Genomic DNA, 12,581 nt, shown 5'->3' with positions numbered 1-12,581 from the left:
GTGGGCGCGGCATCCGGACTCGTGATCGGGCGCGCCATCATCGCGGATACCTGCAGCAAGCACGTGTCGGCGAAGGTCTACGCCGTGGTGTATCCGCTGGTGTCGTTGTCGCCGGCGCTCGCGCCCGCTATCGGCGGCCACCTGGCGGCGGCGTTCGGCTGGCATGCGGATTTTCTGTTCGTCGCGGCCTTCGCGGCCGTGGCGTTCGCGCTCGTCTGCGCGGTGCTGCCGGAAACGCATCCGCGCGCGTCGCGCAGCCGCGTGACGTCGCTTGAGGGGTTCGGCGCGGTGCTGCGCGACGGCGCGTTTCGACGCTACACCGTCGTCGTGTGCTGCATCTATGGCGCGTGGTTCGTCTATCTGACTCAATCGCCATTTCTGTTCGCGCGGCTCGGCCTCGGCGAAGCGCATCTCGGCTGGATGTATCTGCCGCTCACGGGCGGCATCATCGTCGCGAATCTGCTGGCGCGGCGCTGGCTCGATCGCTGGCCGTACGATCGCATCGTGACGATAGGCGTGGTCAGTTTCCTGCTGGGCGGCTCGGCGTTTCTCGTCGTGGCCGCGCTCGGCGTGACGACGATTCCCGCCGTCGTGTTGCCGATGTGTCTCGTCAGTCTCGCCAATGGCTCGGCGCTGTCGCTCGCGGTATCGGGTGCGATCGCCGCGCCGCACGGACGCGCGGCCAGCGCGTCGGGACTCGTGGGGTTCTGCCAGATCGGCAGCGCCGCCTTGCTGGCGAGCGGCGTCAGCGCCGTGTTCGGCACGAGCCTGACGGTGGTAGCGATTTCAGTTTCGGCACTCGGGCTGCTCGCGCTCGGTGCGTGCCTGAGCGGCCCGCGTGCCGCGGCCTTCGCCACTCGCGCCTGATTCGTCGCGTTTGCATGGTCGCTTACAACCCTTCGACGATCGCAATCTGCGCGACGCAATGCCCGTCGCGCTTCAGTTTCGCCGACTGATACTCCGGCGAGTTATAGCAGTCCAGCGCCGTGTCCATGTCCTTGAATTCGATCACCACATGGCGCTGGAACGTCTCGCCTTCGAGCGTGCGCGACTCGCCGCCACGCGCCAGAAACACCGCGCCGTACTTCTTGAACGCCACCGGCGCGATGTCCGTGTAGTCCTTGTATTTCACCGGGTCCAGCACGGTGACGTGCGCAATCCAGTAAGCCGCCATCTCTTCCTCCTGTTTCCAGATCAGTCTCTGGCGCTCGCGCGCCGGTTCGTCGAACCCTAACCCAACGGGCCGTTTTTTCCCACGATGCCGGGCCTGCGCCGGATCGATAGGGTTAACACGCATGGTACGCCGTACTATGGCATACCACAATGCCTTCCATCATCAACGGACCCAGGAACCTTGCTATGAGCCTGATTCGCAAATCCATTCTTCACGTCGAAACCGTCTATGTGGATGGCGACAAAGCCGCTGCGAAGCCGCTCAAAATGATCGGCGCGGCCGTGGTCATCAAGAACCCGTGGGCAGGCCGCGGCTATGTGGAAGACCTCTCGGCGGACATCCGCGCGATCGCGCCGCAACTGAGCGAGCACCTCACCAAGCTGATCATCGACGAAGCCGGTTCGGGCGATGCGGTGGAAGCCTTCGGCAAGAGCGCCATCGTCGGCACCTCGGGCGAACTGGAACACGCGTCGGCGCTGATCCACACGCTGCATTTCGGTAACACGTACCGCTCCGCGGTGGGCGCGAAGTCGTATCTGGCGTTCAACAACACGCGCGGTCCGGCGAATGCGCCGCTGCTGATTCCGATGATGGACAAGAACGACGAAGGCCGCCGTTCGCACTATCTGACGCTGCAATTTTCGATCCCCGACGCGCCCGCCGCGGACGAACTCGTGATCGCCATCGGCGGCGCGACCGGTGGCCGTCCGCATCACCGCATTGGCGACCGTTACCAGGACCTCGCAGAGCTCGGAAATGATCTCAAGAACCCTGCCGCTGTCAAATAATCGCGCCGCGCACTATCTGGAGCAGGGCGCGGGCGAGCCGCTGGTGCTGATTCACGGCGTCGGCATGCAGGCGCAGGCGTGGTATCCGCAGATCGAGGATCTATGGCGCGATTTCCGCGTGATTTCCGTCGATATGCCGGGCCACGGCGACAGCGATGCGCTCGATGCCAACGCAGGATTGCAGCAGTTCGTGGCCTGGGCGATCGAATTCATCGAGGCGCTGAACGCCGGTCCGGTCAATCTGGCCGGTCACTCGATGGGTTCGCTGATCGCGGCGGGCGTGGCCGTCACGCGGCCCGACCTCGTCAAACGCGTGGCAGTCCTGAACGGCGTGTATCGCCGCACGCAACAGGCGCGCGATGCCGTGCTGCAACGCGCCGCCGAACTGCGCTCGGGCACCATCGACATCGACACGCCGCTCAAGCGCTGGTTCAATGCCGACGAGGCCCAGCGTCTCGCGGCGCAAAAGGTCGAAACGTGGCTGAAGTCCGTAAATCTCGCGGGTTACGCCACCGCTTACACGGCCTTCGCGCGCGGCGACGAAGTCTATGCCGACGGCTGGCACACGATTGCCTGCCCGGCGCTCGTGCTCACGGGTTCGGACGATCCGAACTCCACGCCGGAGATGGCCCGCCAGATGGCCGCCGCGGCGCACCACGGCCAGGCCGTCGTGATCGATGACGAGCGCCACATGGTGAACCTGACGGCGCCCGAAGCCGTCAATCTCGCCCTGCGCGCCTGGTTGCAGACCGCGCCGGTTGCGGAACTCACGAAGTCGGAAGTGTGAAATGAGCCAAGAGACACTCAAAATCAACACCCGGGAATTGCGCGACGCCTTCGGCGCGTTCATGACGGGCGTGACGATCGTCACGACCGCGCGCGACGACGGCCAGCCGCTCGGCTTTACCGCGAACTCGTTTTCGTCGGTGTCGCTGGACCCCGCGTTGCTGCTCGTGAGCATCGCGAAGACGTCGAGCAATTATCAGACGTTTTCCACCACCGGGCACTTCGCGATCAACATCCTCGCGGAAAACCAGAAGGAACTGTCGAACACGTTCGCGCGTCCGAGCGACGATCGCTTCGCGAACGTGAACTGGCAATTGAGCGCCAACCGCAATCCGCTGATCGACGACGTGAGCGCCTGGTTCGACTGCACCACGCACGCGATCATCGACGCGGGCGATCACGCGCTGATCGTCGGCAAGGTGGAAGCGTTTCATTCGGCGGGTTATGCGGGCCTCGGCTATTACCGCGGCGGCTATTTCACGCCCGCCAAGGTCTCGGCGGAAGTGATCGCGGGCCCGAAGGTCATCGTCAACGCGATCATCGCGCGCGACGACAAGGTGCTGCTCACGCGCACTGCCGACAACAAATGGGGTCTGCCTTCGAAAGAGATCGGCAAGGAAGGCGCGGACAAAGCGCTCGCCGCCCTCTTCAGCCAGTACCAGCCGGATGCGTCGGCGAGCTTCATCTATTCGGCGTACAACAACACCGAAACCCATTACCAGTACATCTCGTTCCTTTGCAGCGCGCCCGATGAAGCGGCGGTGGCCGGCGATTTCGTCAGCCTCGACGACATCGCGCCGGACCAGTTCGCGGACAGCGCGCTGGCCAGCATGCTCCAGCGCTATCGCAAGGAGAGCCAGCTCAAAAGCTATGGCATGTACTACGGCGACCACAGCAACGGCACGGTCCGGCCGCTTCTTTCCTGAAAGGTAACCCCATGCGTTTTTCGCTTTTCGTTCACATGGAGCGCGTCTCCGACCAGACGAGCCAGAAGCAGCTCTACGAAGAAATGGTCGAGCTGTGCCAGATCGCGGATCGCGGCGGCATGCACGCCGTCTGGACCGGCGAGCACCACGGCATGAACTTCACGATCGCGCCGAATCCGTTCCTCAATCTCGTCGATCTCGCGAGCAAGACGAAGAACGTGCGTCTCGGCACGGGCACCGTGATCGCGCCGTTCTGGCACCCGATCAAGCTCGCAGGCGAAGCCGCGATGACCGACATCATCACGAACGGCCGTCTCGAACTGGGCATTGCGCGCGGCGCATATTCGTTCGAATATGAACGTCTGATGCCGGGCCTCGACGCATGGAACGCGGGTCAGCGCATGCGCGAACTGATTCCCGCCGTGAAGAAGCTCTGGCAAGGCGATTACGCGCACGAGGGCGAGTTCTGGAAATTCCCGTCGACCACGTCGTCGCCGCTGCCGCTGCAAGAACCGCATCCGCCGATCTGGGTCGCGGCGCGCGATCCGAACAGCCACGAATTCGCCGTGTCCAACGGTTGCAACGTGCAGGTCACGCCGCTGCATTTCGGCGACGACGAAGTCGAAAAACTCGTCGGCCATTTCAATGCCGCGTGCGAAAAATTCAGCGAGATGCCGCGTCCGCAAATCATGCTGCTGCGCCACACTTACGTGGCGAGCAGCGAAGACGACGCGCAGGTGGCCGCCGACGAAGTCAACGTGTTCTACAACTACTTCGGCGCGTGGTTCAGGAATGAGCGTCCGGTCAGCAAGGGCATGATCAAGACGCTGAGCCCGGAAGAAATTGCCGCGCATCCGTTCTACACGCCGGAAGCGATGCGCAAGAACAACGTGATCGGCACGCCGGAGGAAGTCATCGCGCGCCTGAAGGCCTACGAGAAACTCGGCTTCGACGAGTACTCGTTCTGGATCGATACGGGCATGAGTTTCGAGCGCAAGAAGGCGTCGCTCGAGCGGATGATCAACGACGTGATGCCTGCGTTCAAGTGAGGTCGTGATTCCATGAGTGTTCATTTTCAGCTGTATATCGACGGCCAGTTCGAATCCGGCGCCGCGACGTTCGGCAGCGTGAATCCGGCCACGGGCGACGTGTGGGCGCAAATGCCCGAAGCGCGCCGCGACGAAGTGAACCGCGCCGTGAACGCGGCGAGCCGCGCGCTCAACGACGCTGCATGGGCGGGACTCACGGCATCGGCGCGCGGCAAGCTGCTGCATAAACTCGCGGCGCTCGTCGAACAGGCCGCGCCGCGACTCGCTGAAATTGAAACCAACGATACCGGCAAGATCATTCGCGAGACGTCGAGCCAGATTGCGTACGTCGCGGAGTATTACCGCTATTACGCCGGTATCGCCGACAAGATCGAAGGCAGCCATATTCCCGTCGACAAACCGGACATGCAGGTCTGGCTCGAACGTCAGCCGGTGGGCGTGGTGGCCGCGATCGTGCCGTGGAATAGCCAGTTGTTTCTCTCCGCCGTGAAGCTCGGCCCGGCGCTCGCCGCGGGCTGCACGGTGGTGCTCAAGGCATCGGAAGAAGCGCCCGGTCCCCTGCTCGAATTCGCGCGACTCGTGCACGAAGCGGGCTTTCCGCCGGGCGTGGTGAACGTCATTACCGGCTTCGGCGCGGAATGCGGCGCGGTGCTCAGCAGTCATCCGAAGGTCGATAAAGTGGCCTTCACGGGCGGCCCGGAAACCGCGAAGCACATTGTGTCGAACACCGCGAACAACCTCGCCAAGGTCTCGCTCGAACTCGGCGGTAAATCGCCGTTCATCGTGTTCGCCGACAGCGATATTCAGAGCGCGGTGAATGCGCAGGTCGCGGCGATTTTCGCGGCGAGCGGTCAAAGCTGCGTGGCGGGCTCGCGTCTGTTGATCGAAGCGTCGGTGAAGGACGAGTTTCTCGCGCGGCTGGTCGAGCGCGTCTCGCGCATTCGCGTGGGTCTGCCCAACGACATGGCGACGGAATACGGACCGCTGTGCACCGAGCGTCAATTGCGCAACATCGAAGCGGTGGTCGAACGTTCCGTGAAGCAAGGCGCGAAAGTGCTCGCGGGCGGCAAGGCGCTCGATCGCGGCGGCTTCTATTACGCGCCGACGATTCTCGATTGCAGCAGCGTGCCCGACGCGGACAGCATCACGACCGAACTGTTCGGCCCGGTGCTTTCGGTCGACACGTTCAGCACCGAGCAGGAAGCGATCGAGAAAGCCAACAGCACGGCCTATGGTCTGGCTGCGGGCATATTCACCACCAATCTCACGCGCGCGCATCGTGTGTCGAAACGCGTGCGCTCGGGCATCGTGTGGATCAACACGTATCGCGCGGTGTCGCCGCTCGTGCCGTTCGGTGGCTTCGGTCTTTCGGGTCATGGACGCGAAGGCGGCTTCGCGGCGGCGCTCGAATATACGACGACCAAATCCGTATGGCTGCGCACATCGGACGAGCCGATCAGCGATCCGTTCGTGATGCGTTAGGCGCGCACAGCGGCTTCGTGCGGGCTGCCCGCCGCGAAGCCGCAACAAAGCATCAAGGCGGCTCGCGCCACACACGCTGATGGCAGCATAGCCAGGCAATAAAGATGGAGACATGATGACCAACACGACGAACGACAACAGCGTTCTGACCATCGAAAGCAATTCGATCGAATACGTTTCGCCTGAACATCGGCACGGCAAGCCTGTCGATCTGTTCACCTTGTGGTTTTGCACGAACGTCGCGCCGCTGGCGGTAATTTCCGGCGCCACGTCGGTTCTGATTTTTCACCTCGATCTTGTAAGCGCGATTCTCGCGATTGCGGCGGGGCAATTCTTCGGCGCGATTTTTCACGCGCTCACCTCCGCGCAGGGCCCGCTCGTGGGCGTGCCGCAAATGATTCAAAGCCGCGCGCAATTCGGCCGCTACGGCTCGCTGCTTGTGGTCGGTTTCACCACGCTGATCTATCTCGGCTTCTTCGTGTCGAACATCATTCTCGCGGGCAAGACGCTGCACGCTGCGGCGCCGCCCGTACCCATTCCGCTCGCGACGGTGCTCGGCGCCGTGTTCGCCACGCTCGTGGGTGTGATCGGCTATAACTTCATTCACCGCTTCAACAAGATCGGCGCGTGGTTCATGGGCGGCGCGCTCGTGATCGGCATGATTCTGATGGTGCCGAGCCTCAACGCCAGCGTGCTCCAGCAAGGTCATTTCAATCTCTCGGGCTGGTTCGCGATGTTCGGTCTGTGCGCCGTCTGGCAAATCAGTTTCGCGCCCTATACGTCCGATTATTCGCGCTATCTGCCGGAATCGACGGGTTTCGCCAAGACGTTTGCATTCACGTATTTCGGCACCTCGCTGGGCACGATCTTCGCCTTCGTATTCGGCGTCATCGCTGTGAGCACCGGACACGCCACTGACGCGATGCAGGCCATCCGCACGCAAACGGGCATGTTCGGCTATGTGCTGATTTTTCTTTTCCTCGTCAACATCATTGGCCACAACGGCATGAATCTGTATGGCGGCGTGCTGTCGTGCATTACCGCCGCGCAGACGTTCCGTCCCAGCTGGACGCCCGGCCGCAATGTGCGAATCGCCGTCTCGGCGATTTTGCTGGTGGCATGTACCGCGACCGCGCTGTGGGCATCGAGTAACTTCATCGCCATTTTCCTGACCGCGATCTTCGCCATGCGCATCGTGCTCGCACCGTGGATTGCGATTAACCTCGTCGACTTTTATCTGGTGAACAAGCGGCACTATCTGGTGTCGGAAATCGTCAGCAGCACGGGCGGCATGTATGGCGCGTTCAACGTGAAAGCGCTGGCGCTGTACGTTTTCGGTATCGTGATTCAGGTGCCGTTCATGGAAGAGAGCTTTTTCCACGGTCCGTGGGCTTCGCTGCTCGGCGGTGCGGATATCTCGTGGATGGTCGGCCTCGTCGCCACCGCCCTCGCCTATTATCTGCTGGCGCAGAATGGCGGTTCGCGTTCTCCGCGCCGTTCTACCGCAAGTGCAACGGCATCGGAATAAACGCTTCACCTCGATTTACCGCGCTGAAAAAGCCGGCTCGTTGATCAAACGAGCCGGCTTTTTTATTGGCATCTCAAATGACAGTCGCCGTTTTCATGCACGTATTGGTCGCGCTAAGACTACCCCAGCGTGGGGTTATAACAGCCCGCGCTTCATGGTTCATGAGTCGCACTGTCCTGGTTATGCCACCGTCTTGTCGCGCAACAAGGTCCCGCTCGTTTCGCGTTGCCACCCGGACAACGATACCGCACGATCCGCCGGCTCGCTGTGTTCGTCCGAGCACTTCGAATCACATGACCGGGAGGAGCCGTGAATTTCAAGAAGACTTTTCTTATTGCCTCGATGACCAGCCTCGTTGCGACGGGGTCCGCACCCGCGTTTTCGGAGAACGCATCGCAAACGAGTAGCGCCGGTGCGCTTTCAATAGCCGCCTCTCCGCTGATTTCCATCACGGGCCACCCATTTGAAGGCTCAGTAACGGGTGCCACAGGTTCCGGGCTCATTGTCTCCAGTATTGTCGAAGGCACGACCGACACACTTACAGTGGTATTCAAAGCTGTCGCAGACGGCAGCAAAGCAACGGTAGCGGTGTCTACCAATGCAGCCAGGAAAGCGGGCCTGTCGGTGGGCGCCGCCGTGAACGTCGTCTCGGAAGCTACCGGTTATGCGCTGATTGCTTCCGGCCAACTGCTAGCCTTCATTCCCAACGAAGCGGGCAAGGCATTACTGCACCACTCCCGTGTGGACGCCGAATCCGGGCTGGTATCCGAATGAAACGCATTGTGAAACGCGGCGTGTTGCCCTTTGCCGCCGCCCTGCTGCTTGCCAGCCCTGTCTGGGCCGGACAAGGCTGCAGTGATAAACCGCTCGAACCCGGCACCGTGCGCACCGCATTGCAAACCGCCGCGCAATTGCAACAGCAACTCGATCAGCGAGCCCCCAAGGTGGCGCTCATTGCCCGTGTAGGTCAGGATTTGTCGCAATATGGCCTGCGCTACTCCCATATGGCCTTTGTCGCACGAGGGGCTGCTGGCGAACCGTGGCGGATCAGCCATCTGCTCAACGATTGCGGGCAAGCGACATCAGCACTCTGGCGCGAGGGTTTGGGTAATTTCTTTCTCGACGACATGTTTTCGTTCGATTCGCTACTGATCGTTCCTGATGCGAAAATTCAGGATCGTCTGGAAAAGCTGCTGCGTAATCCAGCGGCGCTGGAGCAAATGCATTCGAGCAGCTACAGCATCGTCGCGTATCCGTTTTCCACGCTGCACCAGAATTCCAATCAATGGGTACTGGAGATCCTGAGCGAAGCGCTAAGTGGCCAGCAGTTCGTAAAGCGCGCCGACGCCCAAGCCTGGCTAAAGCGCTCTGCGTATCAACCCGATGCGTTGAAAATCAGCACGCTCAAGCGTCTTGGCGGCCGCATGTTCAAAGCAAATGTGGCATTCGACGATCACCCGATTGATCAACGCGTGACGGGCAATATCGAGACCATAACGGTGGACTCGACGGTTCGGTTTTTAGAAAGTGCCGCGCCGCAAACGCAGGTAATTCCGATCTCCGCACCGCAAATGGTTGAGTTGCCGTTGCGAAACGCTACCGCAAGTGCAACGGCATCGGAATAAACGCTTCACCTCGATTTCCCGCGCTGAGAAAGCCGGCTCGTTGATCAGACGAGCCGGCTCTTTTATTGCCGATCAGAACTGGTGATACATGCCGATGCGCACCATCGTCTGATGATTGTTCGACGATGCCGACGCCACCGAGCCGTCGAAGATATCGGCATTCGATGCGGCGCCCGCGGCCTTCTGCCAGACGCCCATCACGTAGACCGACGTGCGCTTCGACAAGGCATACGCCGTCGTCAGCCCAACCTGGTGGTAAATCGGAATCGCCTGGCTGTAGCCAATGTTGCCGTGCGTGTAGACGTATTGCGCGCCCACGTACCATGCGGACGTGAGGTTGTAACGGCCCCACGCTTCATAGTTCGTGAAGATGACCGTGCCCTGCGTGCCGTTCGCCTCGTTGAACTTGGTGTTCGTGTAGTCGAGGCCGAGCGTGGCCGAACCAAGCGCGTAGTTGATGGCCGCGCCGAAAATCTGTTCGTTGGCCGGGTTGCCCACGTAGCTGAACGGACCGCTCGCACCGATTTCCGCGCCCGTCGTGTTGCTCACGTAATTGCCGTCCGTGAGCAGCGCAGCTGGCTGCTTCGCAAACAGATACGCGCCCGCAATCGTGAAACCGCCAAACGCGTAGTTTGCGCCGATGCTCCACAAACCCGTCGTGCCGCGTCCCGCCGCATTGGTATTGGTAAAGGAATAGAGGCCGCCAAAAGTGAGGCCGCCAATCTTGGGGCTCGCGTATTTGATCGCATTATCGACGCGGAAGGAATTGTCGGTATTGTCGATATCGCCGGCGTGCACGAGCGGGCCGCCCAGTTGGCCCGGCGCGGTAAGCGGCTGGAGATAATCCACCACTGAGTCGTATTGCCGCCCGAGCGTAACCGTGCCGAAGCGCGTGTCCGACAGCCCCACATACGCCTGGCGTCCAAACAGGCGGCCGCCCTGACGCATCTGGCCATTCTCCGTGCTGAAACCCGATTCGAGCCTGAACAGCGCGCTCAAACCGCCACCGAGATCCTCGGTGCCTTTCAAACCCCAGCGGCTGCCGTACGCGCCGTCGTACGTGCCATCGCGCATGCGCCACAGCGAATGGCCGCCGCTATTGCTCACATAATCGATCCCTTCGTCGATCACGCCATAAAGCGTCACCGACGATTGAGCATGCGCATTCGCCGCGACCAATGCGCTAGCGCCCACGACGCACGCGACGGATAATCTGTTACCCCGATTTTCCATGCCTTCTTCACTCCTCGTTGAATGCGCGCGTACCCCGCCGCGAAACGGACGCACGCGCGGTTTTTGTGATAAGTGATGGATGATCTATTTGCAGTACAAATTAATCAGACGATGCGCGATGCGACTCCGTTAGCAGGAGTCGCACCGGTTCATACGATCAACTGGCGCGCCTCAACAAGACTTGCTCTTGTCCGCCTGCCAGCAGTTTTTCGGCGATTTCGGCAACACGGCGCACATGGGCGATAGCCGCGCCGCGCGCCGCTTCGATATCGGCCGTGCGGATCGCCGCGAGGATCTGATGCATTTCCTGCACCGCCTGATCGCCGCGATCGTCGGATGCAATCGTGAGCGCGCGCAGCCGGTTGATTCTCGCCGTGAGCGATTGCACGATCTCCCACGCCACAAGCTTGTGTCCGGCGACGAACATGCGCTCGTAGAACGCCGTCGTGAGCGCGCGCACCGCACGATGATCCTGCGCGTGAAAGGCTTGCTGAATCTCGCCGACGCGTGCAGAGAGTTCCGCAATGGTCGCGGCGTCGGCATAGTGCGCGCAGGCCGCAGCCGCTTCGCTTTCCAGCAGGCCGCGAATTTCGTAGATTTCGGCCGCCGTCGAGAGATCGAGCACGGCGACGATCGGCCCCTGGTTAGGCAGGATATCGACGAGCCCTTCCGTTTCCAGATGGCGCAGCACCTCCCGCACGACGGTGCGGCTCACGCCGAGTTCCTCGCAAAGCGCGCGCTCGACCAGCCGGTCGCCCGGCAGGAAACGCGCGTCGAAAATGGCGCTGCGCATTTTCTCGAGCGCGAGTTCCCGCAACGTGATGGTCCGGCGCTCGACCTTCAGGGACGCTGACGTGTCTTGCATCGCGACTCCCGATTAAGCCTGCGCGAACAATCGCACGTCGCGCGTGTCCCAATCGATCCACGCATGCGTGCCGATGACGATGCCGCTGTCGCGATGATCGCCCGCCGGCATACGCACCGACATATCCTGCTCCCACGGCGTGGTCACCGCGTAGTGCATCGCATCGCCGAGATAGGTGATGTCACGCACCGTTACCGGCAACCCGGCCGCTTGCGTCGCTCGATGCGCGGCTTCTGTGGCGCGAATGCGGATCTGCTCGGGGCGCACCATCAGCGTGCCGTCACCGCCCACGGGCAGCGGGATATCGCTGGCCGCCGCGACAGCGTGACCGCTAGGAAACACCGCGCTCGCCTGTTCCGCCGCGCGGCCCGTGATACGCACCGGCAGAAAATTCGAATTGCCGATGAAATTCGCCACGAAACGCGAAGCGGGATTCGCATACAGCTCCTCGCCGGTTCCGCATTGTTCGATGCATCCTTTATTGAAGACGGCAATGCGATCGGACAGCCGCAATGCCTCTTCCTGATCGTGCGTCACGTAGAGAATCGTCACGCCGGTTTCCTGATGGATGCGGCGCAATTCGAGTTGAATCTCTTCACGCAATTTTTTATCGAGCGCGGAAAGCGGTTCGTCCATCAGCAGCACCGGCGGGTCGTATGCGAGCGCGCGCGCAATGGCCACGCGTTGCTGCTGACCGCCCGAGAGTTGCGCGGGCATACGATCGCGAAACTCCGAAAGATGCACGAGCGCCAGCATCTGTTCGACTTTCTTTTTGATTTCCGCTTCGGGACGGCGGCGAACGCGCAGCGGAAACGCCACGTTTTGACCGACCGTCAAATGCGGAAACAGCGTATAACGCTGAAACACCATGCCGATATTGCGTTTATTCGGCGCGACCGACAGCAACGGTTTGCCGTCGAGCAGCACGCGGCCTTCGGTCGGCTCCTGAAAGCCCGCGACAATATAAAGCGTCGTGCTTTTTCCCGAGCCCGACGGCCCGAGGAAGGTCATGAATTCGCCCTTGCGCACATCGAGCGAAACCTGATCGATGGCGACAACGTCGTCGTAGGTCTTGCGCAAGCGCTGGATTTGCAGGAATGCGGAAGTCATGGCGGGTTACCTCTG

13 protein-coding genes are annotated in these 12,581 nt (G+C 61.6%); 9 read left to right on the top strand and 4 right to left on the bottom strand.

All coding sequences use genetic code 11. The features are described 5' to 3' along the window. On the top strand, positions 1–867 hold the full coding sequence (locus tag BMY06_RS06195) for an MFS transporter (protein ID WP_244144274.1): 867 nt from the start codon (positions 1–3) through the stop codon (positions 865–867). A gap of 22 nt (positions 868–889) precedes the next feature. Here the strand turns inward: BMY06_RS06195 and BMY06_RS06190 are convergent, their stop codons facing one another. After that, the gene (locus BMY06_RS06190) at positions 890–1,174 is read right to left on the bottom strand and encodes a DUF1330 domain-containing protein (RefSeq protein ID WP_065060814.1); all 285 of its coding nucleotides are present in this window, start codon (positions 1,172–1,174) and stop codon (positions 890–892) included. 185 nt (positions 1,175–1,359) lie between these two features. Here BMY06_RS06190 and BMY06_RS06185 point away from each other — a divergent pair, with 185 nt between their 5' ends. The 8 genes from BMY06_RS06185 to BMY06_RS06150 all read left to right on the top strand — a co-directional run bounded on the left by BMY06_RS06185 (position 1,360) and on the right by BMY06_RS06150 (position 9,358). Continuing rightward, on the top strand, positions 1,360–1,962 hold the full coding sequence (locus BMY06_RS06185; protein WP_065060815.1) for an amino acid synthesis family protein: 603 nt from the start codon (positions 1,360–1,362) through the stop codon (positions 1,960–1,962). After that, positions 1,931–2,749 (top strand): alpha/beta fold hydrolase, encoded by an 819-nt coding sequence (locus BMY06_RS06180; protein WP_074982061.1) that lies wholly within the window; start codon positions 1,931–1,933, stop codon positions 2,747–2,749. Before BMY06_RS06185 ends, BMY06_RS06180 begins: the two co-directional genes overlap by 32 nt. A gap of 1 nt (position 2,750) precedes the next feature. Then, positions 2,751–3,674 (top strand): flavin reductase, encoded by a 924-nt coding sequence (locus BMY06_RS06175; RefSeq protein ID WP_074982060.1) that lies wholly within the window; start codon positions 2,751–2,753, stop codon positions 3,672–3,674. Between the two features lie 11 nt (positions 3,675–3,685). After that, on the top strand, positions 3,686–4,723 hold the full coding sequence (locus tag BMY06_RS06170; RefSeq protein ID WP_074982058.1) for an LLM class flavin-dependent oxidoreductase: 1,038 nt from the start codon (positions 3,686–3,688) through the stop codon (positions 4,721–4,723). A 12-nt stretch (positions 4,724–4,735) separates the two neighbouring features. Further along, the gene (locus BMY06_RS06165; RefSeq protein ID WP_074982056.1) at positions 4,736–6,205 is read left to right on the top strand and encodes an aldehyde dehydrogenase; all 1,470 of its coding nucleotides are present in this window, start codon (positions 4,736–4,738) and stop codon (positions 6,203–6,205) included. A 112-nt stretch (positions 6,206–6,317) separates the two neighbouring features. Continuing rightward, positions 6,318–7,733: a purine-cytosine permease family protein gene (locus tag BMY06_RS06160; RefSeq protein WP_231957591.1), complete on the top strand. Its 1,416-nt coding sequence runs from the start codon at positions 6,318–6,320 to the stop codon at positions 7,731–7,733. A gap of 309 nt (positions 7,734–8,042) precedes the next feature. Next, a complete protein-coding gene (locus BMY06_RS38495) occupies positions 8,043–8,507 on the top strand; it encodes a hypothetical protein (RefSeq protein WP_065060819.1) in 465 nt (154 codons plus the stop codon). Beyond that, positions 8,504–9,358 carry a DUF2145 domain-containing protein gene (locus BMY06_RS06150; RefSeq protein ID WP_074982055.1) on the top strand — a complete coding sequence of 285 codons (855 nt, stop codon included), beginning with the start codon at positions 8,504–8,506 and terminating at the stop codon, positions 9,356–9,358. Before BMY06_RS38495 ends, BMY06_RS06150 begins: the two co-directional genes overlap by 4 nt. A gap of 72 nt (positions 9,359–9,430) precedes the next feature. Here BMY06_RS06150 and BMY06_RS06145 read toward each other — a convergent pair whose 3' ends face one another. From BMY06_RS06145 to BMY06_RS06135, 3 genes are all read right to left on the bottom strand, one after another. Continuing rightward, entirely contained in the window at positions 9,431–10,591 is a 1,161-nt protein-coding gene (locus BMY06_RS06145) for a porin (protein ID WP_074982053.1), read from the bottom strand. Positions 10,592–10,748: 157 nt separating this feature from the next. Further along, complete coding sequence (locus BMY06_RS06140; RefSeq protein WP_074982051.1) at positions 10,749–11,456, bottom strand: GntR family transcriptional regulator; 708 nt, start codon at positions 11,454–11,456, stop codon at positions 10,749–10,751. A 12-nt stretch (positions 11,457–11,468) separates the two neighbouring features. Beyond that, on the bottom strand, positions 11,469–12,566 hold the full coding sequence (locus tag BMY06_RS06135; RefSeq protein WP_074982050.1) for an ABC transporter ATP-binding protein: 1,098 nt from the start codon (positions 12,564–12,566) through the stop codon (positions 11,469–11,471). Positions 12,567–12,581: the final 15 nt, after the last annotated feature.

It is taken from the genome of Paraburkholderia tropica (assembly GCF_900109265.1).
GTDB lineage: Bacteria > Pseudomonadota > Gammaproteobacteria > Burkholderiales > Burkholderiaceae > Paraburkholderia > Paraburkholderia tropica.
This window is presented reverse-complemented; position numbering and strand designations above follow the sequence as displayed.

Coding starts and splice junctions, on each gene's coding strand:
- BMY06_RS06150 (WP_074982055.1), top strand. CDS start 8,504: ATGAAACGCATTGTGAAACGCGGCGTGTTGCCCTTTGCCGCCGCCCTG.
- BMY06_RS06170 (WP_074982058.1), top strand. CDS start 3,686: ATGCGTTTTTCGCTTTTCGTTCACATGGAGCGCGTCTCCGACCAGACG.
- BMY06_RS06135 (WP_074982050.1), bottom strand. CDS start 12,566: ATGACTTCCGCATTCCTGCAAATCCAGCGCTTGCGCAAGACCTACGAC.
- BMY06_RS06190 (WP_065060814.1), bottom strand. CDS start 1,174: ATGGCGGCTTACTGGATTGCGCACGTCACCGTGCTGGACCCGGTGAAA.
- BMY06_RS06145 (WP_074982053.1), bottom strand. CDS start 10,591: ATGGAAAATCGGGGTAACAGATTATCCGTCGCGTGCGTCGTGGGCGCT.
- BMY06_RS06175 (WP_074982060.1), top strand. CDS start 2,751: ATGAGCCAAGAGACACTCAAAATCAACACCCGGGAATTGCGCGACGCC.
- BMY06_RS06165 (WP_074982056.1), top strand. CDS start 4,736: ATGAGTGTTCATTTTCAGCTGTATATCGACGGCCAGTTCGAATCCGGC.
- BMY06_RS06160 (WP_231957591.1), top strand. CDS start 6,318: ATGATGACCAACACGACGAACGACAACAGCGTTCTGACCATCGAAAGC.
- BMY06_RS06180 (WP_074982061.1), top strand. CDS start 1,931: ATGATCTCAAGAACCCTGCCGCTGTCAAATAATCGCGCCGCGCACTAT.
- BMY06_RS06185 (WP_065060815.1), top strand. CDS start 1,360: ATGAGCCTGATTCGCAAATCCATTCTTCACGTCGAAACCGTCTATGTG.
- BMY06_RS06140 (WP_074982051.1), bottom strand. CDS start 11,456: ATGCAAGACACGTCAGCGTCCCTGAAGGTCGAGCGCCGGACCATCACG.